The following is a 25,127-nucleotide window of genomic DNA, read 5'->3' as shown; positions in this document are numbered from 1 at the left end:
CGGGCCCGAGCGCCTCCGTGCCAGATGTGGCATGGAGGGACCGGAGGGCGTCAGTTCGGTCCCGCCGCCGGGCGAATGTCCGGGTGTGCCCCCGCCCGGTCCGTGCCAGGCTGGATCCATGACCCTGCCCTCAGAGCCGATCCTCGAGACCGAGGCGACCACCGCCGAGGCCTACGCCGCGAACCGGGAGAACTGGGACGACCGCGCGGCCGTGCACGCCGCCAGCGCCGCCTACGACCTGGACGGCTTCGTGGCCGACCCGCACCGGATCTCCTCGGTGATCAGCGAGGAGATGGCGCTCCTCGCCCCCCACCTCGGCGATACCGGTACCGACCCGGCGCGTCTGCTCGAGGGCCTGGACGTGTGCCACCTGCAGTGCCACATCGGCACCGACACCCTGTCCATGGCACGGCTCGGCGCCCGCGTCACCGGCGTCGACCTGTCCCCTGCCTCCCTGCAGGTGGCCCGCGACCTCGCCGCCCGGTGCGGGCTGCCGGCCCGGTGGGTGGAGAGCGAGGTGACGCAGGCGAGCATCACCGTCGGTGGCGCCTTCGACCACGTGCACACCTCGATCGGGACGATCTGCTGGGTGCAGGACCTGCAGGCCTGGGCACAGACCATCGCCGCGCTGCTGCGCCCCGGTGGCACCTTCTTCTTCCGCGACCAGCACCCGATGCTGGCCTCGATGGATGACCTGGTGCCCGACGACGTCCGGCTGGGCCACCGGTACTGGTCCCTACCGCCGGGCCGGGCGTTCACCTACGCCGAGGGCACCACCTACGTCGACGGCGATCACACCCGCATCACCGCCACCCGCAACTTCGAGTGGCCACACCCGGTCTCCCAGACCCTCCAGGCCTTGCTCGATGCGGGGCTGCACGTGGTCGCGGTCGGTGAGCACGAGACGTTGCCCTGGCAGGCGCTGCCGGTGATGGTGGCCGAGGCGGACGCCTTCGTCCTGCCGACGCCGTGGCGCGAGCAGGTCCCGGTGGCGTGGTCGATCGTGGCGCGCAAGCCGAGGGCCTGAGCCAAGCCGCGCCGGTACGTGCTGCGGCGCCGCCGCGCCGGTGGCACGCAGGCGTGACACGCTGGATTCATGTCCAACCGCCTCGCCCAGGCCACCAGCCCCTACCTGCTCCAGCACGCCGACAACCCGGTCGACTGGTACGAGTGGGGTGAGGCGGCCTTCGCCGAAGCGCGCGAACGGGACGTGCCGATCCTGCTCTCTGTCGGCTACGCCGCCTGCCACTGGTGCCATGTGATGGCCCACGAATCCTTCGAGGACGAGCAGGTGGCCGCCCTGATGAACCGGGGCTTCGTGGCGGTGAAGGTGGACCGGGAGGAGCGCCCGGACGTCGACGCCGTCTACATGCAGGCCACGCAAGCGATGACCGGTCACGGCGGCTGGCCGATGACCTGCCTGCTCACCCCCACCGGGCAACCCTTCTACTGCGGTACCTACTTCCCGCGCACCCAGTTCCTCAGCCTGCTGCAGGCCATCACCGAGGTCTGGGACGAACGCCGTGAGGAGGTGCTGACCGGCGCGGACCAGATCACGCGACGATTGCTCGAGGCCACCGCGACTGCGTCCCCCGACGAGGCCCGGGTGCCGGACGAGGCGATGCTGGCCTCCGCCGTCGGGCGCCTGGCCGCGCAGGCCGACACCCGCCACGGCGGGTTCGGTACGGCGCCGAAGTTCCCGCCCTCGATGACGGTGCAGCACCTGCTGCGCCACCACGCCCGCACCGGGAGCACCGCAGCCCTGGACCTGGTGGAACGGACCTGCGAGGCGATGGCCCGCGGCGGGATCTACGACCAGCTCGCCGGCGGGTTCGCCCGCTACAGCGTGGACGAGGCGTGGGTGGTCCCGCACTTCGAGAAGATGCTCTACGACAACGCCCTGCTGCTGCGCGCCTACCTGCACTGGTACAAAGCCACCGGGGAGCCGCTGGCGCGCCGGGTGGTGACCGAGACGGCGCAATTCCTGCTGCGGGACCTGCGCACCCCCGAGGGCGGGTTCGCGGCCTCCCTGGACGCCGACACCGACGGTGTGGAGGGCCTGACGTACGTCTGGACCCCGGCGCAGCTGGCGGAGGTGCTGGGAGCCGGCGACGCCGCCCGCGCGGCCGAGCTACTGGGGGTCACCGAGTCCGGCACGTTCGAGGAGGGCGCCTCCACGCTGCGGATGCTCGGCGATCCGCCGCCGGAGTGGCCGGTCTGGCGCGAGCATCTCCTCGCCGCCCGGTCCCGGCGCCCGCAGCCGGCCCGCGACGACAAGGTGGTCACCTCCTGGAACGGCCTGGCGATCGCCGCCCTCGCCGAGGCCGGCGCCGTGCTCGAGCAGGCGGAGTGGGTGGAGGTCGCCGTCACCTGCGCCGACCTGCTGCTCGCCACCCACACCACGACGGCGCAGGGTCCGATCCGGGTACTGCGCGCCTCCCGCGACGGCCGGGCGGGTGAACCGGCCGGGGTGGCCGACGACTACGGCAACCTCGCCGAGGGCCTGCTGGCGTTGCACCAGGCGACCGGCCACCTGCGCTGGTTGGACGTGGCCGGGGAGATCCTGAGTTCCGCCGTCGACCAGTTCTCCGCCCCGGGCGGGGGTTTCTACGACACCGCCGCCGATGCCGAGCGCCTGGTGCTGCGACTGCGAGGAGTCAGCGACAACGCCGAACCGTGCGGGACGTCGTCGTTGGCGGGGGCGTTGCTGACGTTCTCGGCCCTGACGGGCGAGCGGCGGGGCGAGGCCGAACGGGCGATCGCCGCGGGCTCGGCCACGATCGGCGCCGACCCGCGGTTCGCCGGATGGTTCCTCACGGTGGCCGAGGCCGCACTCGGTGGGCCGGTGCAGGTGGCCGTGGCCGGCGAGGATGCGAGCGCCGCGGCGATGATCGCGCAGGCCCGGGCCTCGACCTCCCCCGGACTGGTCCTCGCGTACACCCCCGGCCACCCGCTGCTGGCCGACCGCCCCACGGTGGCGGGCCAGTCCGCGGCCTATGTGTGCCGCGGACGTGTGTGCGACCTGCCGGTCACCTCGGTGGCCGACCTGCGCCGCTCGCTGACCACCGCCTGAACGCACGAACGCCCGCCGACCCGCTGCGCACAGCGGGTCCGGCGGGCGTTCGGCTGGTCGGCCTCAGTCCTCCTTGCTGGTGAGGGTGAAGCCGGTGCCCTCGGCGCTCTGGTTGGCGTCGAGCTGCTGGGTCTCGAGCAGGTCGGAGGTCTCGGTGGCCACGAACACGCGGGCACCCTCGTCCTCGATGATCTGGTCCTCGTTCTGGGGCTCGGGTACCAGCGAGAGCTGCAGCTCGGTGCCGCTCTCGGCCATCGCGATCCGCACACCACCCTCGGCCGGCAGCCCGGCCTGCTCGGTGATCGACTTGATCGCGGTCTGGGCGTTCTCGGTCAGGGTGAGCATGACGCTCCCTCTCGTTCCTTCGGCAGAGACGCTGACGAGCAGTCGTGCTCACTACACGCGTTGCGCCTTCGGACCGTTCCACCGAAACACTCCCCGGGGGGTGGCCGCAAGCGCTGGTTCCGCTCTGCAAGACGATGCTGCTCACATGCCGGACGAGCGAGCGCGTGCCCTCGTCCCGCGGTGCTTCCGGCCGGGGTGGGCCACCGCGGCGTCGCCTACGCTGTGACCATGCCAGGCCCGTCCGGTCCGCTCGCCCACCTGCGCCACCGTCTCATCGAAGCCCTCGGCGGGCAGGTCCCCGCCCCGCCGGACCCGCCCCGGGCCGAGGTCGTCGGTCTCGTGATCGCCGGTGGCGGAGCCCGCTCCAGCTTCGAGCTGGGCGCGCTGGACTACCTGTACACCCACGAGGGCATCAGCCCGGAGGTCATCACCGGCACCTCCGCCGGTGCGATCCTCGCGGCCGTCATCGCCCAGCACCGCACGCGCAGCGGACAGCACCGGGCGGTCTCCGATCTGCGGCGCCTGTGGCTGACGATGCAGAGCTCGGCCGACATGTTCACCGAGCTGGAGTGGTTCACCAAGCTGAACGAACACATGCCTACCTGGCGCAAGGTGATGGCGCTGCGCCACCGGGATGCCCGGGAGGCCCAGGCCGGCAGTCGTGCGCGCACAGCACGCACCACCCGCGCCACCGGGGCGTCGCCGCTGCGCCGCGAGAACGATCACCGCGGGCGCCGCCGTCCGCCGGACGCCGCCGACCCGAGCCCGCTCCAGGCGCAGAACTGGTCGGTGACGAACGTGCTCGACACCATGGCCACACTGTGGGAGGCAGGCCGCACCAGCACCGATGTCGATCTCATCCTGGCGGGCGCCCAGACCGAGCGGGCCGCGTTCCGCCCCGGGCCGCTGGTGGAGCGGCTCACCGATCCCGAGCTGTTCGATCCCGCCCGCGTCGCCGGCTCGGGCGTGCGCCTGCGGATCGCAACCGTCTCGCTGGAGAGCGGTGAGCTGCGCTACGTCACCGAGTCCGGCGAGCTGCGCGACCGTCTCGACCAGCCGGTGCTCGAGGCGCCGGTGGTCGACCTCGTCGCCGCCATCCACGCCTCGTGCGCCATCCCGGGCGTCTTCGCCCCGGTGCGCCTGGGTTCGGAGCACTACGTCGACGGCGGAGCCCGTGAGTCCCTGCCCGTGGAGGTGGCCACCGAGCACCTGGGGGTCACCCGCTGTTTCGCGGTGGTGGCCTCGCCGCCCGGCCTCAGCCCCGCCTCCAGCTTCGCCGGCAAGGACATGCTGGAGATCGTGATGCGCGCCGGCTTCGGGGTGATGACCGACGAGATCCAGACCGATGAGGTACGACGGGCCCGCGCCGCCGGGGCGATGGTGATCCAGCCCGAGCTCGACATCCACGACATCCTCACCGTCGATCCGGGGCTGGTGCGGATCTCCATGGACTACGGCTGGATCCGCGCGGCCGAGGAGTGCACCGGCGCCACCGGCGCCCAGCGCGAGCGCACCCGCGCGATCGTCGAGCTGCGGCGCCGCATCTGGGCGGTCGAGGACGCAGTGCTGCGGCCGGAGTCGGCGGAGGGGCACTCCGACGCGCTGCGCACCGACGCCGGGAAGACGCTCACCCCCGACCTGCACCTGGTCGCGCGGTTGAAGCGCGAGCTGCGGGACGCCGTCGTGACCGGCGACGCGCACCTGCTGCCGCCGGAGGCGGACGGCTGGTGGCGGGCCTGGGAGGGCCACCCCTACGAGCTACCCGCGCCGAGCTGGCTGGGGTGAGGGCAGGGCCGTCAGCGCGCGGCGCGCACCTCCTCGGCCGGTGGCACCCCGCTCTGGGCGCCCGGCCGCTGCACCGCGAGAGCGGCAGCCACCGAGCCCCACCGCGCCGCCTCCACGAGATCGTCCCCCAGGGCCAGACGGGCGCCGAGCACCCCGACGAAGGTGTCGCCGGCGCCAGTGGTGTCCACCGGCGTCACGGGCACGGCCGGCACCTCGGTGCGGGCGCCGTCGGCGATCACCAGGGCGCCCTTCCCGCCGAGGGTGACCACCAGCGAGCCGACCCGGGCGGCCAGCAGCTCCACTGCACCCTCAAGCCCGCGATCCGGTGCGCCGAGCCAGGCGGCCTGGTCGGCGGCCTCGTGCTCATTCACGACCAGGACGTCCACCTCGGCCCAGAGGTCGTCGGCGAGCTCCTGCGAGGGTGCCGCGTTGAGCACGAATACCGCTCCGGGCCGGCGAGCCCGTGCCGCGGCGAGCACCACCTGTGGGTCGATCTCCAGCTGGGCGAGCAGCACGTCGGCGCCCTCGATCGCCTCGCGCTGACGGGAGTCGAGGTCGGTGAGGTCGGCATTGGCCCCGCCCACCACCACGATCGCGTTCTCGCCGTCGTCGGCCACCGAGATCAGTGCCGTGCCCGTGGGCTCGCCGGAGGTGCGCACGGCCCCGGTGTCCACCCCGGCGCCGGTGAGGGAGTGCCGCAACGCCTCGCCGTCGGCGTCCTGGCCGAGCGCACCGACGAAGGCCGTGGCGGCACCGCCGGCCCGTGCCGCCGCGACCGCCTGGTTGGCGCCCTTGCCGCCGCCACCGCGGGTGAAGGAGCTCGCCAGCAGGGTCTCGCCCGGCCCGGGGATGCGTGGCACCCGCGCCACCACGTCCATGTTGGCCGAACCGACCACGACGACGCCCATCCGGTCTCCTTCTCGTGCGCGAGGTGTTGGTGCCCGCAGCCTACGACCCCGCCGGAAGGGGCGATACTGGAGCCATGGGGCACGGGAGGCAGACGCGATGACGTCACCGAGGGCTGCCGTCGTCTACCACCCGGAGAAGCTGACCGGCGAGCGCTGGCGGCGGATCGTCGCGCGGGAGGAACGGCGCGCGGGGTGGGGCGCATCGGTGTGGGTGCCCACCCGGGCCGACGACGACGCCGCCGCGCTGAGCGCCCGCCTCACCGAGGCCGGTGCGGACGAGGCGGACGTGGTCATCGCAGCGGGAGGCGACGGGACGGTGCGGGCCACCGCCGAGATCCTGATCGGCTCCGACCGCCCGCTCGGGGTGTGGCCGGTGGGCTCGACGAATCTGTTCGCCCGCAACGTCGGCCTGCCCGTGCTGGACCAGGTGGCCGCGCTGCGGGCGGCGTTCACGGGGTCACGGCGGCGGGTCGACACCGGCCGGGTCAGTGTGGATCTCGCCGACGGCACGCGGCGCAGCGAGGTGTTCCTGGTGCTCGCCGGTTTCGGGGTGGATGCCCAGATGGTGGTGCACACCTCCACCCAGGCCAAGGACCATCTCGGCTGGCTCGCCTACGTGGCGGGGGTCACGCGCGGCATCACCCGACCGGACCGCCTGGATGTCACCTACTCCCTCGACGGCGCCCCCGTGCAAGAGGCCCGCCTGCTCACGCTGGCGATCGCGAACGGCGGCGCCCTGCCGGCCGGGCTGGTGCTGCTGCCGGACGCGGAGGTCGACGACGGCGAGCTGGACGTGCTGATGCTGCATGCCGATGACGCCCGCACCTGGAGCGAGGTGGCGTCGTGGTTCGTGCAGGAGAACTCGCTGGTGCGTCAGATCCGGCGCCGCACCGGCCGCCGCCGGCCGCTGCGCACCGGGGAGGCGGTGCAGCTGCGCCGCACCCGGGACGTGCGCGTGGTGCTGCGCCGGGGTGAGCACTTCCAGGTCGACGGCGAATATCTGGGTGAGGTGGTGGCGCTGCGGGCGCAGGTGCAGCGGGCGTCGCTGACGATCTGCACCACGTGAGGCTCAGCGCAGGGCCGAGCGGAACCGGCGCAGCCGCAGGCTGTTGGTCACCACGAACACGGAGGACAGCGCCATCGCGGCACCGGCGATCATCGGGTTGAGCAGACCGAGGGCGGCCACCGGGATCGCGGCCACGTTGTAGGCGAACGCCCAGAACAGGTTGCCCTTGATGGTGCCGAGGGTGCGGCGGGACAGGCGCACCGCGTCGGCGGCGGCGCGCAGGTCCCCGCGCACGAGGGTGAGGTCGCTGGCCTCGATCGCGGCGTCGGTACCGGTGCCCATGGCCAGGCCCAGATCGGCGGCGGCCAGGGCGGCGGCGTCGTTCACGCCGTCACCGACCATGGCCACCACCCGGCCGGACTCCTGCAGCCGGCGCACGTGGGCCACCTTCTCGGCCGGCAGCACCTCGGCGATGACCTCCTCGATCCCCACCTCGCGGGCCACCTGCTCGGCGGCGCGCCGGGAGTCGCCCGTGAGCAGCACCGGGGTGAGCCCGAGGGCCCGCAGCATCCGCACGGCCTCGGCGGAGGTGGCCTTGACGGTGTCGCCGACCTCGATCGCCCCGAGCAACCGGCCCTCGGCCCCGACGGCGATCACGGTGCCACCCTGGCAGGCCGCGAGCAGGTCCTCGAGGCCGGTGACGTCCCACCCCTGCTCACGCAGCACGTCCGGCCGGCCGACGAGCACCGGCACACCCTCGACGCTGCCGCGCACCCCACGGCCGGCAAGGTTCTCGAAGCCGGTGACGGCCGGCAGCACGTCGAGCCGCTCCCGCGCGGCCCGGGCGACGGCGGCCCCGATCGGGTGCTCGGAGGCGTGCTCGACCGCCCCGGCCAGGCGCAGCAGCTCGGCCTCGTCGGTCCCGTGCAGCGGGTGCACGGCGCGGACCGACATGGCGCCGGTGGTCACCGTGCCGGTCTTGTCCAGCACCACCGTGTCGACCGCGCGCGTGGACTCCAGCACCTCGGGCCCGCGGATGAGGATGCCGAGCTGGGCGCCCCGTCCGGTGCCGACGAGCAGCGCCGTCGGGGTGGCCAGGCCGAGCGCGCACGGGCAGGCGATGATCAGCACGGCGACGGCCGCGGTGAACGCACTCGCCGGTTCGCCGGTGAGCGCCCACCACGCGATCAGCGTGGCCAGCGCGAGGAGGATGACGATCGGGACGAAGACCGCCGAGATACGGTCGGCGAGCCGCTGTGCGGCCGCCTTGCCGTTCTGCGCCTCCTCCACCAGTGCGGCGATCCTGGCCAGCTGGGTGTCGGCCCCGACGCGGGTGGCGCGCACCACCAGCCGTCCGCCGACGTTCACCGCACCCCCGACGACGGCGTCCCCCACCTCGACCTCGGCCGGCACCGGCTCGCCGGTGAGCATCGAGACGTCGACGGCGGAGCGCCCCTCGATCACCTCACCGTCGGTGGCGACGGTCTCGCCGGGGCGCAGCACGAACTCCTCGCCCACAGCCAGCTCGGAGACGGGGCGGCGGATCTCCTGTCCGCCGTGCAGGATCGTGACGTCCTTGGCCCCGAGGTCGAGCAGGGCGCGCAGCGCGGCGCCGGCGTTGCGCCGGGCCCGCAGCTCGAAGTACCGGCCGGCGAGGATGAACGTGGTGACGCCGGCGGCGACCTCGAGGTAGAGGGCACCGGAGGGGTCCGCCGAACCCAGGGTGAGGGAGAACGGGTGGCTCATGCCGGGCCTTCCGGCGCTGCCGAGGAAGAGCGCCCACAGCGACCAGGTGAACGCCGCGATCGTCCCCATGGAGATGAGGGTGTCCATGGTGGCCGCGCCGTGCCTGAGGTTGGTCCAGGCGGCGCGGTGGAAGGGAGCCGCGCCCCACACCACCACCGGCGCTGCCAGGGTGAGGGAAAGCCACTGCCAGAAGGTGAACTGCAGGGCCGGCACCATCGCCAGCACGATCACTGGCGCCGAGAGCAGGGCACTGACGACCAGCCGCTGGCGCATCGCGGCGAGACCGTGGGCTGCTGAGGGGTCGCGGGCGTCCTCGGGCGACTCGGGCACAGCCGAAGCGGGCGCCGCACTCTCTGGCCGGCTGCCGGCTGGGCGCAGCTCCTGGGCGCTGTAACCGGCCTGCTCGACCGCGGCGATCAGTTCCGGCACGCTCAGGGTCGGCGGCGCGAAGATGCGGGCCTTCTCGGTGGCGTAGTTGACGCTGGCAGTGGCTCCCTCAAGCCTGTTGAGGCGCTTCTCCACCCGGGCCGCGCAGGAGGCGCAGGTCATCCCGCCGATCTCCAGCTCGGTGCGCTGGAGATCACTGCGCGTCTGGTCCGTCATGCTCATCACCGCTCCGCTTCCATACCTCTAGGGGGTATCGAAACCATACCCCCGGGCCGTATGATGGGCAAGCCATCGACCCCGTGTGGGAGGACCGCGTGACATCGGCAGACCGGCCCGGTGAGGGCCACCGCAGCCACGATCACCGCGTGACCGCGACCCGCGCGAACCGGCGGCGCCTGCAGCTGGTGCTCGCGATCACCCTGACCGCCATGCTCGCCCAGGCGGCCGGGGCCTGGGTCTCGGGGTCGCTCGCCCTGCTCGCCGACGCAGGGCACATGCTCACCGATTCCGCCGGGGTGGGGATCGCGCTCGTCGCGGCCCACCTGGCGGCACGGCCCGCCACCCCTGCGCGGACGTTCGGATGGCAGCGGGCGGAGGTGCTCGCGGCGATGGTCAATGCGATGGTGCTGTGCGCCGTCGGGGTGCTGGTGATCCGGGAGGCCTTCCTGCGCTGGGGAAGCGCGCCGGAGATCCAGACCACCCCCATGCTCATCGCCGCCGTCGTCGGCGGCGCGGCGAACCTGGTCTCACTGCTGCTGCTCGTGCGGGCGCGGGGTGAGAGTCTGAACCTGCGCGGCGCCTACCTGGAGGTCTTCGGCGACCTGATCGGCTCGATCGCGGTCATCGTCGCGGGCGTGATCATCATGACCACCGGCTGGGCCCGAGCCGACGCGCTCGCCTCGTTCGCCATCGGGTTGCTGATCCTTCCGCGCGCCCTGTCCCTGCTCAAGGACGTGGCCGACGTGCTGCTGGAGTCCACGCCGCGCGGGATCGATCTGGACCGGGTGCGCGAGCACATCACGTCCGTCGAGGAGGTGGTCGACGTGCACGACCTGCACGCGTGGACGATCACCAGCGGGGTGCCGGTGCTGTCCGCGCACGTGGTGGTCGCGGCCGGTGGCGACCTCGACCGCGAGCTCGAGTGCCGGGTCCTGGACGGCCTGGCCGAGTGCCTGGAGGGGCACTTCGACGTCGGGCACTGCACGTTCCAGATCGAACCGGTCGGCCACCTTCGCCATGAGGCGGCCGTGCACGACTGACGGCCGGCTCAGAGCGGTGCGGCCGGCAGGTCGTGCGCCTGCCCGACCGCAGCGTTGACGAGCCTGCCGCCGCTCACGTTCACCCCGGCCGCGAGCGCGGGGTCCTCGCGGACGGCCTCGCCCCAACCCGCGTCCGCGATGGCGGCCACGTACGGGAGCGTGGCGTTCGTCAGGGCGATCGTGGAGGTGACCGGCACCGCGCCCGGCATGTTCGCCACGCAGTAGTAGAGGCACTCGTGCACGGCGAACACCGGATCGTCGTGGGTGGTCGGGCGCGAGCCCTCGAAGCAACCACCCTGGTCGATGGCGATGTCCACCAGGACCGACCCCGGCCGCATGGTGGCGACCATCGCGTCGGTGACCAGCGTCGGCGCGTGGGCACCGGGGACGAGGGCAGCACCGATGACGAGGTCGGCTTCCCTGACCTGCTCGGCGATGACGTACGGGCTGGAGCGGGCGGTGCTGATCCGCGTGCCGAAGCGCGCGTCCAGCTCACGCAGGCGAGGCAGCGAGAGGTCGAGGATGGTCACCTCCGCCTGCATCCCGACGGCGATCGTGGCGGCCTGCTCCCCGGCGACGCCGCCGCCGATGATCAGCACCCGCCCGCGTGGGGAGCCGGGCACGCCGCCGAGCAGCTGACCGCGCCCGCGGTAGGGGCGCATCAGATGATGGGCCCCGACCTGGGTGGCGAGCCGGCCGGCGACCTCACTCATCGGGGCCAGCAACGGCAACGAGCCGTCAGGTCGTTGGACCGTCTCGTAGGCGATCGCGGTCGCACCCGAGCTCAGCAGTGCGCGGGTGAGGTCCTCATCAGCGGCAAGGTGGAGATAGGTGAACAGCGTCAGGCCCTCACGCAGGTGGCCGTACTCCGAGGACACGGGCTCCTTCACCTTGAGCACGAGCTCGGCCCAGTCCCACACCTCGCTCGCCGAGTCGGTGATCTCGCCACCGGCGCGGGCGTAGGTCTCGTCCTCGAAGGAGGAACCTGACCCGGCGCCGGCCTGGACCCGTACCCGGTGACCTCGACCCACCAGCTCGTGGACGCCGGCAGGCGTGGCGGCCACACGGTTCTCGTTGTTCTTGACCTCGGTGACGACGCCGATGCGCATCCGCACTCGCCCTTTCGGTGGCCGACCCCTGGGCGTGGGGCCTGTGGGACCCGGGCTGGGCCGTGCCCTGGTCCGGACACGGCCCCAGCGTGGCACCGGGCCCGTCCGGGTGCCACCGGGTGGGCCGCGAACTCCCCCGCGCGAGAGGATGAGGCGCAAGAATCGACGCGATGTCGAGACGAGCGGATCGGCTCCGTCTCCTGGTCGAGGCCGGCAGAGGGCCGGCACACAGCGAGGAGAGGAACTCATGGCCAAGTACCTGTTGCTCAAGCACTACCGTGGCGCCCCCGCCCCGGGGGACGAGGACTTCGTCCCGATGGACCAGTGGAAGCCCGAGGAGCTCGAGGCGCACATCGCCTTCATGAACCACGTCGCGGACACGCTTCGGGAGCGGGGCGAGTTCGTCGATGCCCAGGCCCTCTCACCCGAGGGGACGTTCGTCCGCTTCGACGGCGACGGGAAGCCGCCGTTGACCGACGGTCCGTTCGCGGAGTCGAAGGATCTGATCGCGGGCTGGATGATCATCGACGTCGAGTCGACCGAACGGGCCTATGAAGCGGCGGCATTCCTCTCCGCCGCCCCCGGGCACGGCGGTCGCCCCATCAAGGAGTGGATCGAGGTGCGGCCGTTCCTGTCCGAACCGCCGGCCGTCGACTGATGGAGGAGCTGCTGCGCGAGCTCGGCCCCCGGACACTGGCAGTGCTGGTGCGCCGCGGGGCCGAGCTCACGGCCGCCGAGGACGCGGTGCAGGAGGCGATGATCGCGGCACTCGCGCACTGGCCCGAGCGCATGCCCGGCGATCCGGCCGGCTGGCTGGTGCGGGTGGCGTGGCGCAAGTTCCTGGACCAGGTGCGTGCGGAGCAGGCGCGACGCCGGCGGGAGGAGAGGGCCGCCGTCGAGCCGGCTGCCGGGGCCACCGAGAACGAGGACGACACGCTGCTGCTGCTCACCCGGTGCTGCCACCCCGAGCTGAGCCCGGCCTCGGCGATCGCCCTGACACTGCGGGCGGTGGCGGGCCTCACGACGGCGCAGATCGCCCGCGCCTACCTGGTGCCGGAGGCGACGATGGCCCAGCGCATCAGCCGCGCGAAACGGACGTTGCGGGGAGCGCGCCTGGACGGCGTCGGCGACATGGGCACCGTGCTGCGCGTGCTCTACCTGATGTTCGATCACGGCTTCACCGGGCCGGTGGACGTGGCGCAGGAGGCGATCCGTCTCACCCGGCAGCTGGCCGCCGCCGATCGGGATCCGGAGATCGACGGGCTGCTGGCGCTGATGCTGCTGCACCATGCGCGCCGGCGGGCGCGGTTCACCGATGCCGGCACGCTGGTGCCCCTGGACGAGCAGGACCGCACCCGCTGGGACACGGTGATGATCGCCGAGGGTGTCGCCATCCTGCAGGGCGCACTCGCCCAGGACCGGCTGGGTGAGTACCAGGTGCAGGCGGCGATCGCGGCCCTGCACGACGACGCCGCGAGCGCCGCCGAGACCGACTGGCCGCAGATCCTGTCCTGGTACGACGAGTTGGTCGGGCTACAACCCTCGAACCCGGTGGTGCTGATGAACCGGGCGGTGGCGCTCACCCATGTCGCGGGCCCGCACGCGGGCCTGGGTGCACTCGATCAGGTTCCCGACGGCGTCCCACGCCGCACCGCCGTCGCCGCCTGGGTGCACGAGCGCGCCGGAGACGCCGTCGTCGCGGCTTCGCTCTATGCCGGCGCGGCCGAGGAGGCCACGAGCCAGGCGGAGCGGATGCACCTGCTCACCCGGGCGGCGCGGCTCCAGGGCTGAGCCCGGGTCAGTGCCGGTCCGGCTCGGACCGGCCCAGATCAGCGGCCTCCTCCTCCGGCCGGGGCGGGACGGACTCGTCCTCCTCCAACCGCGGAATGTCCTCGTGCTGCTCGTCGGGCTCGGTGGGTAATGACATCGGTTCCTCCTCGTGATGTGCGTGTCGCCTATCGAAAGCTGGGCATCGTGCGAATGCTGCGACCGGTCAGCGTCGCCGACCGTCACTCACGCGGCTCTCCTCCACACGCGCGGATCGTCGGGGTCCGGGCGCACGATGTCCACCGAGTATCCCTGTTCTCGCAACCGCTGCAGCGGGTCAGGCTCGGCGTCCGGCGGCGGCACCCCCATCGGCTGTGGGGCGCGGGAGAGGTAGCTGTGACCACTCGGGGTCCGCGTCCGCACCGCGTGGGCGCCACCCCCCGACGCATGACCCGGCACCGTCGCAGCCGACCACCCGGGCGCTTGTTTGGCGTAGTTGCACCGCTCGCACAAGCCCTGCAGATTGTCCGCACTGGTGGGCCCGCCGGCAGCATGGTCGAGGACGTGATCGATGTGGCGGATCGGGGCGTCGCACCACGGTGTGCGGCATGTCCGGTCACGCGCGGTGATGAACCTGGCGAGCCCCGAGGGCGCGCGGCGGGCACGGGAGTCCATGGCGACCAGCTCGCTGCCGTCCGGACCAGTGAACAACCGCAGCATCCAATTGCCGACCACCGAACCGTGGCGATGTGCCCGCGCGACCAGCTCTCGTGCCCACTGCGCGCGAACGACTCCGTGACCGGGTACCCAGGCCGGATCGTCAGCCCCGTCGAGCAGCGCACGATCGGTCATGATGATCTGTACCCCCACCGGCACCTCCTCGGCACGGGCCCGGCCCGTGACGCGCTCCACGAGCGTGTCAGCCATGATCTGGCCCCTGGTCCGGTCATCGCCCTGGCTGCGGAGTTCGTCAGCACGCCGGGTGAGCGCCCCGTACACGGCCACTCCGTGCGCCACCGGAAGCAGTGCCGTCACCTGCGTCATCACGTCCGGGACCGGTCGGATCGTCACTCGGCGATCGGCCGTTGCCCGGGCGTTCCGTCGGACCACTGCTTCCTGGTCCAGCCTGGCGGTGAGTGCACGCGCTTCAGCGATAAGCCGGCGATCGCCCCAGCCGTCGAACCGAGCGGGATCCGCGCACATCCGGACGTCGAAGGCCCTGCGATCCGCCAGGGTCAGGCAGGCGGACTCCCGCGCGAGCAGCGTCGCTCGCCACTCGCTCATCGCGCCCGACGCCAGGGCGGCCCTCGTGTGCGGCATCTCGTGGACGAGCACCTTCCCCAGCCCCAGCAGCTGGGAGCCGCGCACCGGTGAGACCCGGCGCGCCAGGGCGACCTGGGCGGCGACGCCGGCTCCGCGGGCCTCGGCGGGGACGCCACGCTCGGCCCGCGCGCCCCGCACCGAGGCGTCCAGGTCGGCTGCCAACCGAGCCTGCGTCGCGCTGACGGCCCCCACGAGCTGCTCCAGCTCGCGCAGCAGATCTATCCGGGCGGAGTCATCGAGATGGTCGAGGGCGCCGGCGTGATGCCTTCCGACTGCCGCTTCTGCCAGCTGCGTGCGCGCACGCCGGACGAGGATGAGCACATCATCGGTAGCCGCGTCGAGCGGTGTCGATTCCGTGCCCATGGTTCACCTCCCCCGCGATTCGCTGCTCCGATGCGTTCCGACAACCACATCCTGCACCCGACCACCGACATCGCTCATTTTCGTTGCCATCGCTCGCAATCGACGTCGAAGAACGGACGACACCGAACCCTGAGCCCTACCCCCGTGTCGTCGCCCGTACCCGCAACGTCGGCGAGAGCGCCAGGCTCGACCAGGCCCGGGGCTCGCCGGAGCGCAGCCGGGAGAGCACCCGGCGCAGGCACAACTGGGCACCGGCCTCCCCGGCGTCGTGGCGAGGCGGGGCGATGGCCGTGAGCGGGGTCGCGCAGAGCGCGGCCACCTCGTCGTCGTAGGCGATCACGGCCAGGTCCTGCGGCACCCGGACGCCGGCGTCCTCGGCGAGGTCCACCAGGCCGATGGCCACCTCGTCCGGGACCACCACCACTCCGTCGATCGCGCCGGAGCGGGCCCGCCCGACCAGATCCGCCATCGCCTCGGCCACCACCGACCCGGGGGCATCCGCCGGGGGGAGCGTCACCGTCTCCATACCCAGCCCGGCCTCCTCGACCACGCGGCGTACACCCGCCCGGACCAGCGGTGCCGTCGGGCCGGCCCGGGTGGCCACCAGCAGCCGGGTGCAGCCGGTCTGCAGCAGGTGCGTGGCCGACAGCCGACCGCCGACGTCGTGGTCGCAGCGGACCACGTCGAGCTCGCCCTCCCAGGGAGAGGCCTCGAGGCTGCGCTCGAGCACCACGACGGCGGCGGGTGCCCCGGCGAGCAGCTCGTAGGTCTCCGGGTCGGCGGTGGCGTGGGAGGCGGGCGCGACGAGCAGCCCGTCCACGCCGCGGGCGAGCAGACGCCCGATCTGTTCGCGCTCGCGCGCCTGGGAGTAGTCCGAGACGGCGAGGATCATCCGGCTGCCGGCGGCGGCGACCGCCGCCCGGGCCCCGCGGATCACGTCCGGGAAGTAGTACGTGGCCGAGGGCACCACCATCCCGATCGTCGCCACCGGCGCACTCCCGCGCGGAGCGGACGGCTCGCCGGGCGCCTCGGCGCCACCGTGGACGCGCCGCAGCAGGCCCGCCTGCTCGAGGTCGGCGAGATCACGCCGGACCGTCATCCCGGAGGAGCCGACCCGCATCGCGAACTCCTCGGTGCGCACGGCCCCGTGCACACGCAGCTCCCGTAGCAGCTGGGCACGACGCTCGGTCGGGAGCATGACGCCCATTGTGCCCCGCCGCCAGTTCCCGTCAGCGCACGCGCACGGTCAGCTCCCGCGAGGAGGTGGACCCCGCGTCATTGATCCACTCCACGCGGTAGACGTGGCGTCCCGGCTCGAGCGCGTTGACCTCGTGGGTCATCCGCTGGTGACCGGGGGTGGCCGCCTCGAGACCGCCCTCGGCGAGGAGTTCCTCACCCTGGTAGAGCCGGTAGCGGTCGGCGTTGGTCCCCCACCACAGGTTGCCGGTGAGCGTGAAGGAGCCGTCGCCGTCCCAGTTGTCGTGGCTGAGCACGGGGACCCCGGGCGCGGCGTCGGTCACGGTGACGGTCAGCGGCGCGGTCGTGGTGGTGCCGGCGCTGTTGACCAGGTCGGCGGTGTAGACGTACTCACCGTCGGTGCGGCCCGAGATCGCGAACTCGACCTCCTGGGCGCCCGGGCTGGCCGCCTGCACCCGCTCGGAGGCGATGAGAGTGCCGTTCTCGTACAGGTGCACCCGGCTGGCGTTGCTGCCCCACCACAGGGTCATGGTGATCGTGTAGTCGCCGTCGCGCAGGCCGGTGTCCCAGCCGTTGTCCGAGCTGAGCGTCCCGACGGCGGGGGCTTGCGTCGCGTCGTCGGCCTCCGTCGGGAATCCGGCTTCGACCGAGCCGAGGTCGTCCAGGTCGACGGTGCGCCCGTCGAGGATGAGGTCGCCGTCGAGGAGCTCGGCCTCGAGCGGGCCGTCGGCGGAGGTGGCGAGCACGATCCCGAACTCGGCATCGGTGCCCGTCCGGCTCAGCCGCAGGGTCCGGTCGATGACCTCGACCGTCAGGCCGTCCCGGTCGGGCACGAACCCGGACAACGTCGCGCCGTCAGCACCGGTGAAGGTGAACAGCGGTTCGTGCGCGGCGCCGTCGGGGAAGGTGGCGATGGTGACGGACTCGTCCGGGCGCAGCTGCCAGTCCCAGCGGTGGGAGGTGGTGTCGGCGAAGGTGTCGCGGATGGCCACGATCGCGTCGGCCTCCTCACCGGGGGCGAGATCGACGACCTGCTCGCGCTCGGCGGTGGCGACCTCGAAGTTGGCCGAGCCGTCGAGGTGGACGTACCCGCCGCCCTGCTCCTCGAAGGCCCGGGAGGCCAGGCTCACGCCCTCCCCGCGCACGGTGTTGTACTGGTTCTCGAAGGGCTCCAGCTCGCCGTCGACGAGCGGTTTGCTCCACAGCAGCGGGTCCTGGTTCTTGCCGCCCTGGGTTGCCCAGGTGGTGTCGTGCCCCATCCAGGAGAGGGCGAAGGTCTCCGCCGCGGCCCAGCCCTTGTGCTGGGTGTTGCGGTTGGAGATCGAAAGGAGCGCGTCCTCGACGCCGGCCACGTCGGAGCGGAAGGCGTAGAAGCCCGCCTCGTCGTCGAGCAGGGCCTGCTGGGCCTGCTGCGCGGCCTCGCCACTCATCTCGGCCGGGTCGCTGCTCACCTCCGAGGGGTAGTACAGGACGGCGAACATGCTGTGCACGTCGTCGAATCGCGGCTCGGCCGCGTCCACCCCTTGCACGTGGTCGTACAGGTGCTTCAGGCCCGGCAGCACGCCCTCGGGGGCGGTCGGGAACAGCAGCGGGAAGGTGCCGCTGACCTGGTTCGCGGGACCGGAGACGCCGAACTGGGAGACGTCGCCGTCGGTGCGCGAGGAGACCGTGTGCAGGGCGAGGTTCCAGAAGTCGACCTCGGCCAGCACCGGGTCCAGGGCGTGCACGCCGGAGTCCTGGGCCATGAACAGCGAGGGGAAGAGGTAGAGCTGGGCGTAGTGGAAGTAGTCCCAGCCCTCCTGCGTCCAGCCCGTCTCGGTGTAGCCGTCCTGCAGGTGCCGCGCCACCTGGTTGATGAGGTAGGTGATGCGCTCGTCATGGGTACCGAAGTCACCGTCGCCACGGGCGGCGAGCAGCAGCGCGAGCTCGGTGCCGTGGGTCACGGCCACCCAGTTGGAGGCGCGGTCGGCACCGTCGAGGGTGTCGTGGTGATAGGTCGAGAGCAGGTCGGTGGTGCGGGTCATGAGGTCGCGTACGTCGGCGCGCTGGTCCTCGGTCCAGCCGGCGTGGGCGAGGTCGTAGGCGGGGGCGAGGTTCAGCGCCCCGCGTCCGAGCTCGAGGCCCATGTTGAGGTCCCGGGCCACGATCCAGTCGGCGCCGGCCATGACGGCGTCGTAAGCGGTCTGCGCGTAGGACTCCTCGCCGGTCACGGCGTAGGCGAAGGCCGCGTCCCGGGCCCGGTAGAGCTCGGTGGCCGAGCCCGGGTAGGCGGATCCGGTGCCGTCGAGGCGGGCGGCGAGGGCCTCCCACGCGCCGGTGACGGTCGGCTCCCCGGCCGCGAGATCGGCCTGGATACGGGTGGCGACGTCGGCATCCACGAGCGAGCGGGGGTGCTGGGAGGCGCCCACCTCGGCGCGCGCCAGCTCGGTGTCGCCCGAGCGCAGTGCCACCTCGGTGCCCGGGCTCGCGGCAGCCACCTGGGCGCTGCCCTCGTAGCCGGAGACCGCCGTCGGGCTGGACGAGCCGACCTGGATGGTCAGATCAGTGGTGGGGTCACCGTCGGCCACCGCCCAGCTGACGTGGGTGCCGTCCTCGCCCGCCAGGGCGGTGACCAGGCTCAGCACGGTCCGGTCGGCGAAGGTGCCGGCCGTGGTGGTGGTGGCGGGCGGGCTGGTCGCGAGCACCTCGCCCTCGGCATCGAGCGCGGTCACGAGGTAGGTGTAGGTGGTCGCGGGCTCGGCCGTGGCGTCGGCGGTGGTCGGTGCCAGGGCGACCTTGAGGCGGGTCTCGGGGGACGCCGTCGGCGGGGTGGTCCCCTCGGTGCGGTGGACCGCATAGCGGTCGGCCTCGACCTCCTCGAATGCCCAGGAGAGCTCGACCGGGCCGCGCTCGTTCGGCGAGGCGGTGAGGGTGGCGCCCTCGTCGACGGTCTCGGTGATCGAGAGGTCGGCGAACCAGATGGTGCCGCCGGCCCGGTCGAGGATAGGTTCGACCGAGATCCGGGCCGCGTTCTCGGGCAGCACGATGTCGGTGGAGTAGGTGCGCCAGTCGAAGGTCCCTGTCAGGTAGGGCCCGGATCTGACGGGAACGACGACCTTGCCGGCCGCGTCGTAGGCCTGGATCCGCAGCATGCTGAAGCCGCCGGTGAGGCCCTCGCCCCGGACCCATCCGGTCAGGGTGAGCTCGCGGGCATGCGAGGGGCCGACGTCGACCCGCTGGGTGAGGGCGAGGCGGGCGTCGGGGCCGGAGTCCGAGGCGATCGCGACCGCAGGGCCACCCTCGGGGCCGGCGCTCTGGTCCACGGTGACCGTGGCGGCGCCCGCCGGTGCCCAGGTCCCCCAGCCCGCTGGGACCCCGTTGGCCCCGACCTCGGCGAAGGTGGGGTTGGTGAGCGCGGGCGTCCCGGCGGCGTGCGCAGCGGGCGCGCCGATCACGGCGGCGGCGGCGATCAGGGCGGCGACCAGGACCGCAGCCATGGAACGCGCCCGTGGGCGCATGGACGTCGATGTCATGGAAGCTCCTTGCCGGATCGGGCGGGGTGGGACGACTCTCGCACCGCGGCAGACGATGCGCACGAAACTGAACGCAACTGAACATCGACCCGTGCCGCGCCCGGGGTGGCCGCTTGCCTCGACGGGTGATGTGGACCACAGTGGTGCGATCGATCGGCTCGGGGTGCGTGGGCGCAGCGACTCCACCGCCTGAGCCGTCGCCGCTGCGAACGGCCGAACGGAAGGCGCACCATGACCGAGGAGACCCGCGAATCTTCAGGAACGCTCGACCGCTGGGCGCGCGCTCTCGGCCTTCGCACCAACCCGACGATCTTCTTCGTCTCGGCCGGGCTCATGGTGCTCTTCCTCGCGCTGCTGCTGGCCTTTCCCGACCAGACCGGGCGGGTCTTCACCGCCGGGCGTGAGTGGGTGGTCACCAACCTCGGCTGGTTCTTCATCCTCGGTGTCTCGGTCTGGCTGATCTTCCTCGTCGGGCTCGCCGTCAGCCGATTCGGGAGGATGCGCCTCGGCAGTGACGACGACAAGCCCGAGTACCGCAACCTCTCCTGGTTCGCGATGCTCTTCGCCGGCGGCATCGGCACCATCCTGATGTTCTGGGGCGTCGCCGAGCCGATCTCGCACTTCACCGAGCCGCCGCGGGCGGACGTGGTGCCCTACTCGCCCGAGGCCGCCGAGGACGCGATGGGCTTCTCGATCTTCCACTTCGGACTGCACACCTGGACGATCTTCACGCTGCCGGGGCTGGCGTTCGCGTTCTTCGTCTACCGGTACAAGCTCCCGATGCGGGTGAGCTCGGTGTTCTACCCGATCCTGCGGGACCGGATCTACGGCCCGATCGGCAAGACGATCGACATCTTCGCCATCCTCGGCACGTTGTTCGGGGTCGCGGTCTCGGTGGGCCTGGGAACCCAGCAGATCAATGCCGGGCTCGCCGAGCTGATCGGAGCCCCGGACTCGGTGCTGGTGAAGGTGATCATCATCGCGGTCCTGACCGCGGTCGCCGTCACCTCGATCGTGGCGGGCCTGGACAACGGCATCAAGCGCCTGTCGAACATCAACATCGGAGCCGCAGTCGGGCTGATGGTGTTCGTGCTGGTGACCGGGTCCACCGTCTTCCTGCTGCGGCAGATCATCGAGTCCGTCGGCATCTACGCCACCTCGATCATCCCGCTGTCCTTCTGGAACGACGCGATGGCCCAGTACACCGACCCCGAGGGGTGGGGCTGGCAGGCCAGCTGGACGGTCTTCTACTGGGCCTGGACCGTGACCTGGGCGCCGTTCATGGGGATCTTCCTGGCCCGCATCTCCAAGGGCCGCACGATCCGGCAGTTCGTGGTTGGGGTGCTGGTGGCGCCGACCCTGTTCACCGTGGTGTGGTTCTCGATCTTCGGCTGGTCCGCGATGGACATCGACGGGATCGGCGGCAGCGGCGGCGACCTCTCGCAACTGGTGGTGGGCGAGGAGAACATCCCCGGGGCGATGTTCGAGTTCTTCGCCAACTTCCCCGCCGCAACGCTGGTCCAGGGCCTGGCCGTGGTGATCGTGGCCATCTTCTTCGCCACCTCCTCCGACTCGGCCTCACTGGTGGTGGACATGCTCTGCACCGGCGACGCCGGCTCGGGCCCGGTCCGCCAGCGGGTCTTCTGGGGTGTGGCCGAGGGCATGCTGGCCGCCTCGCTCATCGTCGTCGCCGGTGAGGCCGGGCTGACGGCGCTGCAGGAAGTCATCACCGTGGTGGGCCTGCCCATCTTCATCCTGGTCTTCGTGATGGCCTTCGCGCTGTTCCGGGGGGTTCAGGAGTCGGCCAAGGCGGAGCGGGTCACCGAACCGGCTCGCGCGCCGGCACGGCCCGCGCTGCGGCGGCGCCCGAAGTGATCCGGCGCGGCTGAGGGACGCTCCCGCGCCCGGCCCAGCACGAGGGGGCCCGAAACTCCGGGTCAACCCGCCGAAGGGGTCAATTTTTCGGCCCCTGGGCCGGGCGGGACCACCGCCAGCGTTCCGTGGTCGCCATGTTGCGGGAGCGCAACGATCCGCGAAACTCCACCCACCGGCTCGACAGCCCCCCACCTGTTCGGACTAGCGTCGGGGGACATGGCCTCCCCCTCCCCCCAGACCCTTGCCGACCTGGGCCTGCCCGCACACGTGCGCGCGTGCCTGTTCGACCTCGACGGCGTCCTCACCCGGACCGCCACCCTGCACTTCGCCGCGTGGAAGACCACCTTCGACGCGATCCTCTCCGAGCGCGGGCTGCCCGAGTTCACCGAGGCCGACTACGCCGCCTACGTGGACGGGCGCCGGCGCTACGACGGCGTCCGCACCTTCCTCGCCTCCCGCGACATCCACCCCGGGGAGGGCACCCCGCAGGACCCGCCCGAGGCCGGGACCGTCTGCGGGATCGGCAACCGCAAGGACGCCGACGTGCGCCGCATCCTCGAGGAGCGCGGCGTGGAGACCTTCCCCGGCTCGGTGGCCTATCTCGAGGCCGTCCGGGCCGCCGGGATCCCGGCTGCCGTGGTCACCGCGTCCGCCAACGCCGTGGCGGTGCTGACCGCTGCCGGACTGATCGACCTGTTCGATCACCGGATCGACGGCGTGGTCGCGGCCGAGCGCTCGCTACCCGGCAAGCCCGCCCCCGACACCTTCCTCGCCGGCGCCGAGGCGCTCGACGTCTCCCCCGGCGCCGCCGTGGTGATCGAGGATGCGATCGCCGGCGTCCAGGCCGGCCGCGCCGGCGAGTTCGGGTACGTCATCGGAGTGGACCGCCTCGGGCATGCCGACGCCCTCGCCGAGGCCGGGGCCGACATCGTCGTGGCCGACCTGGCCGAGCTGATGCCCGACCGGTCCTCACTCGAGCAGCCGCCCACCGCACCCGCTGCGTCGACCGTCGAGGAGACCCGATGACCAACGGACACGGCCAGCACGACGCCGCCGAGAGCGGCGACTCCACCACCTACGCGGGGTCGCGCCGCGGCTACGCCATCCACCCCTGGCGGCTGACCCGCAGTGGCTTGATGCCGGACGAGGTCGCGGCGAGTGAAACGCTCTTTACCCTGTCCAACGGCCATTTCGGGATGCGCGGCAGCCTCGAGGAAGGCGAGCCACGCGCCGTCCCCGGCACCTACATCAACGGCTTCTACGAGGAGCGCCCGCTTCCCCACGCCGAGTCCGGCTACGGCTTCCCCGAGTCCGGTGAGACGGTCGTCAACGTCACCGACGGCAAGCTCATCCGGTTGTTCGTCGGCGACTCCCCGTTCGATCTGCGCTACGGCACCACCCGTTCCCATGAGCGCACCCTCGACCTGCGCAGCGGGACCCTGGACCGCTCCACCGAGTGGACCTCCCCGAACGGACAGTCGGTACGCGTCACCTCCCGGCGCCTGGTCTCCTTCGCGCACCGTTCGCTCGCCGCGATCCACTATGAGGTCGAGGCGCTGGACGACAACGTCTACGTGGCGCTCTACTCGGACCTGCTCGCCAACGAGCAGAACGCCGCGCCCTCCTCGGACCCGCGCGACGCGGCCGTGCTGGACCGGCCGCTCAAGGCCGAGGCCTCCGGTGCACGCGATCATCAAGCCGTACTCGTCCATCGCACCCGTCGCAGCAAGCTGCGCATGGCGGTCGGGATGGATCACGTCCTCGAGGTCCCCCAAGGCGCTCAGACCACGATCGAGGCCGATAAGGACCTCGCCCGCTACACCGTGACCGCACAGCTACCCAAAGGCTCGAAGCTGACGATGGTCAAGTATCTCGCCTACGGCTGGTCCCACCGCCGCTCGGGGCCGGCATTGCGGGACCAGGTCGAAGCCGCACTGGCCGTCGGCAAGCTGATCGGCTGGGACGAGCTGGCCGCCAAGCAGCGGGCCTACCTGGACGATTTCTGGCAGCATTCCGACGTCGAGTTCGACGGCGATCCCGGGCTTCAGCAGGCCGTGCGCGTCTCCATGTTCCACGTGCTGCAGTGCTCGGCCCGTGCCGAGGGCCAGGGCCTGGGCGCCAAGGGCCTGAGCGGGATCGGCTACGACGGACACACGTTCTGGGACGCCGACCTGTTCGCGCTGCCGATGCTCACCTACACGATGCCTCAGGCCGCACGTGACCATCTGGTCTGGCGGCGCGACACCCTGCCCCAGGCGCGAGAGCGCGCCACCGAGCTCGGCCTGCGCGGAGCGGCCTTCCCCTGGCGGACGATCACCGGCAAGGAGTGCTCGGGCTACTGGCCGGCCGGGACCGCCGCCTTCCACGTCAACTCGGCCGTGGCCGACGCCACCGCCCGGTACGTGGCCGCCACCGGCGACACCGAGTTCGACCGTGGACCGGGTACTGAGCTGCTGACCGAGACTGCCCGGCTGTGGGCCTCGCTCGGGCACTTCAACACCGACGGTAGCTTCCACATCGACGGTGTCACCGGGCCCGACGAGTACACCGCCATCGTGGACGACAACCTCTACACGAACGTCATGGCGCAGGCCAACCTCGCCGCAGCCGCAGCCGCGTGCGAGCGCAATCCCGAGAGCGCCAACGCCCTGCAGGTCACTGCCGACGAGATCGCCGGCTGGCGCCGGGCCGCCACCGCGATGGCCATCCCCTACGACGACGAACTACAGGTGCACGCCCAGTCCGAGGGGTTCACCCGCCGGGACGAGTGGGACTTCGAGGGCACCTCACCCGACTTCTACCCGCTGCTGCTGAACTACCCCTACTTCCAGATCTACCGCAAGCAGGTCATCAAGCAGGCGGACCTGGTGCTGGCGATGCAGCTGCGCGGCGATCTGTTCAGTGCGCAGGAAAAGGCGCGTAACTTCGCCTACTACGAGGCGCGAACGGTGCGCGACTCCTCACTCTCGGCCGCCACGCAGGCCGTGCTGGCCGCCGAGACCGGTCACCTGGAGCTCGCCTACGACTACTGGGCCGAGGTGGCCCTGGTGGACCTGGGCGACCTGCACGGCAACGTCGACGACGGCCTGCACATCGCCTCCATGGGCGGCTCCTGGCAGGTCGCCGTCTCGGGCTTCGGGGGGATGCGCGACCACGGCGGGCAGATCTCCTTCGCTCCGCGCCTGCCCGAGGCACTGACGAGGCTGCGCTTCCGCGTGCGCTGGGACGGGTGCGTGGTGGAGGTGGACGTACGCCGCGAGGACGGTGAGGAGAGTGCCGCCTACCGGCTGGTCGAGGGCGAGTCGATGCATACCAGCCACCACGGGGAACCGGTCGACCTCGTCGGCACCGAGCCGGTCCGTCACTCGATCCCCGCTCCCACGGGGGTGCTCCCGGTGACCCACCCGGCCGGGCGTGAGCCGACGCGGCGGGTGCCGCAGGTCTGACGGGGACCTCTGCCCCGGCGCGCCCC

General features: G+C 72.2%; 18 protein-coding genes. 10 read left to right on the top strand and 8 right to left on the bottom strand.

Translation table 11 applies throughout. The features are described from left to right. Window positions 1–118 precede the first annotated feature (118 nt). Window positions 119–1,027: a class I SAM-dependent methyltransferase gene (locus LQF12_RS01630; RefSeq protein ID WP_231054271.1), complete on the top strand. Its 909-nt coding sequence runs from the start codon at window positions 119–121 to the stop codon at window positions 1,025–1,027. Between the two features lie 69 nt (window positions 1,028–1,096). Next, complete coding sequence (locus tag LQF12_RS01625) at window positions 1,097–3,073, top strand: thioredoxin domain-containing protein (RefSeq protein WP_231054270.1); 1,977 nt, start codon at window positions 1,097–1,099, stop codon at window positions 3,071–3,073. A gap of 63 nt (window positions 3,074–3,136) precedes the next feature. Here LQF12_RS01625 and LQF12_RS01620 read toward each other — a convergent pair whose 3' ends face one another. Beyond that, the gene (locus LQF12_RS01620) at window positions 3,137–3,418 is read right to left on the bottom strand and encodes a HesB/IscA family protein (protein ID WP_231054269.1); all 282 of its coding nucleotides are present in this window, start codon (window positions 3,416–3,418) and stop codon (window positions 3,137–3,139) included. Window positions 3,419–3,646: 228 nt separating this feature from the next. Here LQF12_RS01620 and LQF12_RS01615 point away from each other — a divergent pair, with 228 nt between their 5' ends. Beyond that, window positions 3,647–5,203, top strand: a complete 1,557-nt coding sequence (locus LQF12_RS01615) for a patatin-like phospholipase family protein (protein WP_231054268.1) — start codon at window positions 3,647–3,649, stop codon at window positions 5,201–5,203. A gap of 11 nt (window positions 5,204–5,214) precedes the next feature. Here the strand turns inward: LQF12_RS01615 and LQF12_RS01610 are convergent, their stop codons facing one another. Beyond that, on the bottom strand, window positions 5,215–6,111 hold the full coding sequence (locus tag LQF12_RS01610; RefSeq protein WP_231054267.1) for a ribokinase: 897 nt from the start codon (window positions 6,109–6,111) through the stop codon (window positions 5,215–5,217). A gap of 97 nt (window positions 6,112–6,208) precedes the next feature. Here LQF12_RS01610 and LQF12_RS01605 point away from each other — a divergent pair, with 97 nt between their 5' ends. Continuing rightward, the gene (locus LQF12_RS01605; RefSeq protein WP_231054266.1) at window positions 6,209–7,177 is read left to right on the top strand and encodes a diacylglycerol/lipid kinase family protein; all 969 of its coding nucleotides are present in this window, start codon (window positions 6,209–6,211) and stop codon (window positions 7,175–7,177) included. Window positions 7,178–7,180: 3 nt separating this feature from the next. Here the strand turns inward: LQF12_RS01605 and LQF12_RS01600 are convergent, their stop codons facing one another. Beyond that, a complete protein-coding gene (locus LQF12_RS01600) occupies window positions 7,181–9,466 on the bottom strand; it encodes a heavy metal translocating P-type ATPase (RefSeq protein ID WP_435531232.1) in 2,286 nt (761 codons plus the stop codon). A gap of 149 nt (window positions 9,467–9,615) precedes the next feature. Between LQF12_RS01600 and LQF12_RS01595 the strand changes: the two genes are divergently transcribed. Next, window positions 9,616–10,509, top strand: coding sequence for a cation diffusion facilitator family transporter (locus LQF12_RS01595; RefSeq protein WP_231054264.1), 894 nt, complete (start codon window positions 9,616–9,618; stop codon window positions 10,507–10,509). An 8-nt stretch (window positions 10,510–10,517) separates the two neighbouring features. Here the strand turns inward: LQF12_RS01595 and ald are convergent, their stop codons facing one another. After that, entirely contained in the window at window positions 10,518–11,618 is a 1,101-nt protein-coding gene (gene ald / locus LQF12_RS01590) for an alanine dehydrogenase (protein ID WP_231054263.1), read from the bottom strand. A gap of 247 nt (window positions 11,619–11,865) precedes the next feature. On the opposite strand from ald, the gene LQF12_RS01585 reads away from it, so the two are divergent. Further along, entirely contained in the window at window positions 11,866–12,276 is a 411-nt protein-coding gene (locus LQF12_RS01585; protein ID WP_231054262.1) for a YciI family protein, read from the top strand. Continuing rightward, window positions 12,276–13,409, top strand: a complete 1,134-nt coding sequence (locus LQF12_RS01580; RefSeq protein ID WP_231054261.1) for an RNA polymerase sigma factor — start codon at window positions 12,276–12,278, stop codon at window positions 13,407–13,409. Before LQF12_RS01585 ends, LQF12_RS01580 begins: the two co-directional genes overlap by 1 nt. A 7-nt stretch (window positions 13,410–13,416) precedes the next feature. On the opposite strand, the gene LQF12_RS16390 is transcribed toward LQF12_RS01580, so the two are convergent. From LQF12_RS16390 to LQF12_RS01565, 4 genes are all read right to left on the bottom strand, one after another. After that, window positions 13,417–13,545 (bottom strand): hypothetical protein, encoded by a 129-nt coding sequence (locus LQF12_RS16390; RefSeq protein ID WP_290370715.1) that lies wholly within the window; start codon window positions 13,543–13,545, stop codon window positions 13,417–13,419. 86 nt (window positions 13,546–13,631) lie between these two features. Continuing rightward, complete coding sequence (locus LQF12_RS01575; protein WP_231054260.1) at window positions 13,632–15,071, bottom strand: HNH endonuclease; 1,440 nt, start codon at window positions 15,069–15,071, stop codon at window positions 13,632–13,634. A gap of 136 nt (window positions 15,072–15,207) precedes the next feature. Next, on the bottom strand, window positions 15,208–16,269 hold the full coding sequence (locus tag LQF12_RS01570; protein WP_231054259.1) for a substrate-binding domain-containing protein: 1,062 nt from the start codon (window positions 16,267–16,269) through the stop codon (window positions 15,208–15,210). A 31-nt stretch (window positions 16,270–16,300) separates the two neighbouring features. Further along, the gene (locus LQF12_RS01565; protein ID WP_231054258.1) at window positions 16,301–19,780 is read right to left on the bottom strand and encodes an early set domain-containing protein; all 3,480 of its coding nucleotides are present in this window, start codon (window positions 19,778–19,780) and stop codon (window positions 16,301–16,303) included. Between the two features lie 231 nt (window positions 19,781–20,011). Here LQF12_RS01565 and LQF12_RS01560 point away from each other — a divergent pair, with 231 nt between their 5' ends. The 3 genes from LQF12_RS01560 to LQF12_RS01550 all read left to right on the top strand — a co-directional run bounded on the left by LQF12_RS01560 (window position 20,012) and on the right by LQF12_RS01550 (window position 25,101). Further along, a complete protein-coding gene (locus LQF12_RS01560; RefSeq protein ID WP_231054257.1) occupies window positions 20,012–21,655 on the top strand; it encodes a BCCT family transporter in 1,644 nt (547 codons plus the stop codon). Window positions 21,656–21,871: 216 nt separating this feature from the next. Next, the gene (locus LQF12_RS01555; RefSeq protein ID WP_231054256.1) at window positions 21,872–22,681 is read left to right on the top strand and encodes an HAD family hydrolase; all 810 of its coding nucleotides are present in this window, start codon (window positions 21,872–21,874) and stop codon (window positions 22,679–22,681) included. Beyond that, window positions 22,678–25,101 (top strand): glycoside hydrolase family 65 protein, encoded by a 2,424-nt coding sequence (locus LQF12_RS01550; RefSeq protein ID WP_231054255.1) that lies wholly within the window; start codon window positions 22,678–22,680, stop codon window positions 25,099–25,101. The genes LQF12_RS01555 and LQF12_RS01550 overlap by 4 nt, the downstream gene beginning before the upstream one ends. The last annotated feature ends 26 nt before the right edge of the window (window positions 25,102–25,127 follow it).

The organism is Ruania suaedae (genome assembly GCF_021049265.1).
GTDB lineage: Bacteria > Actinomycetota > Actinomycetes > Actinomycetales > Beutenbergiaceae > Ruania > Ruania suaedae.
This window is presented reverse-complemented; position numbering and strand designations above follow the sequence as displayed.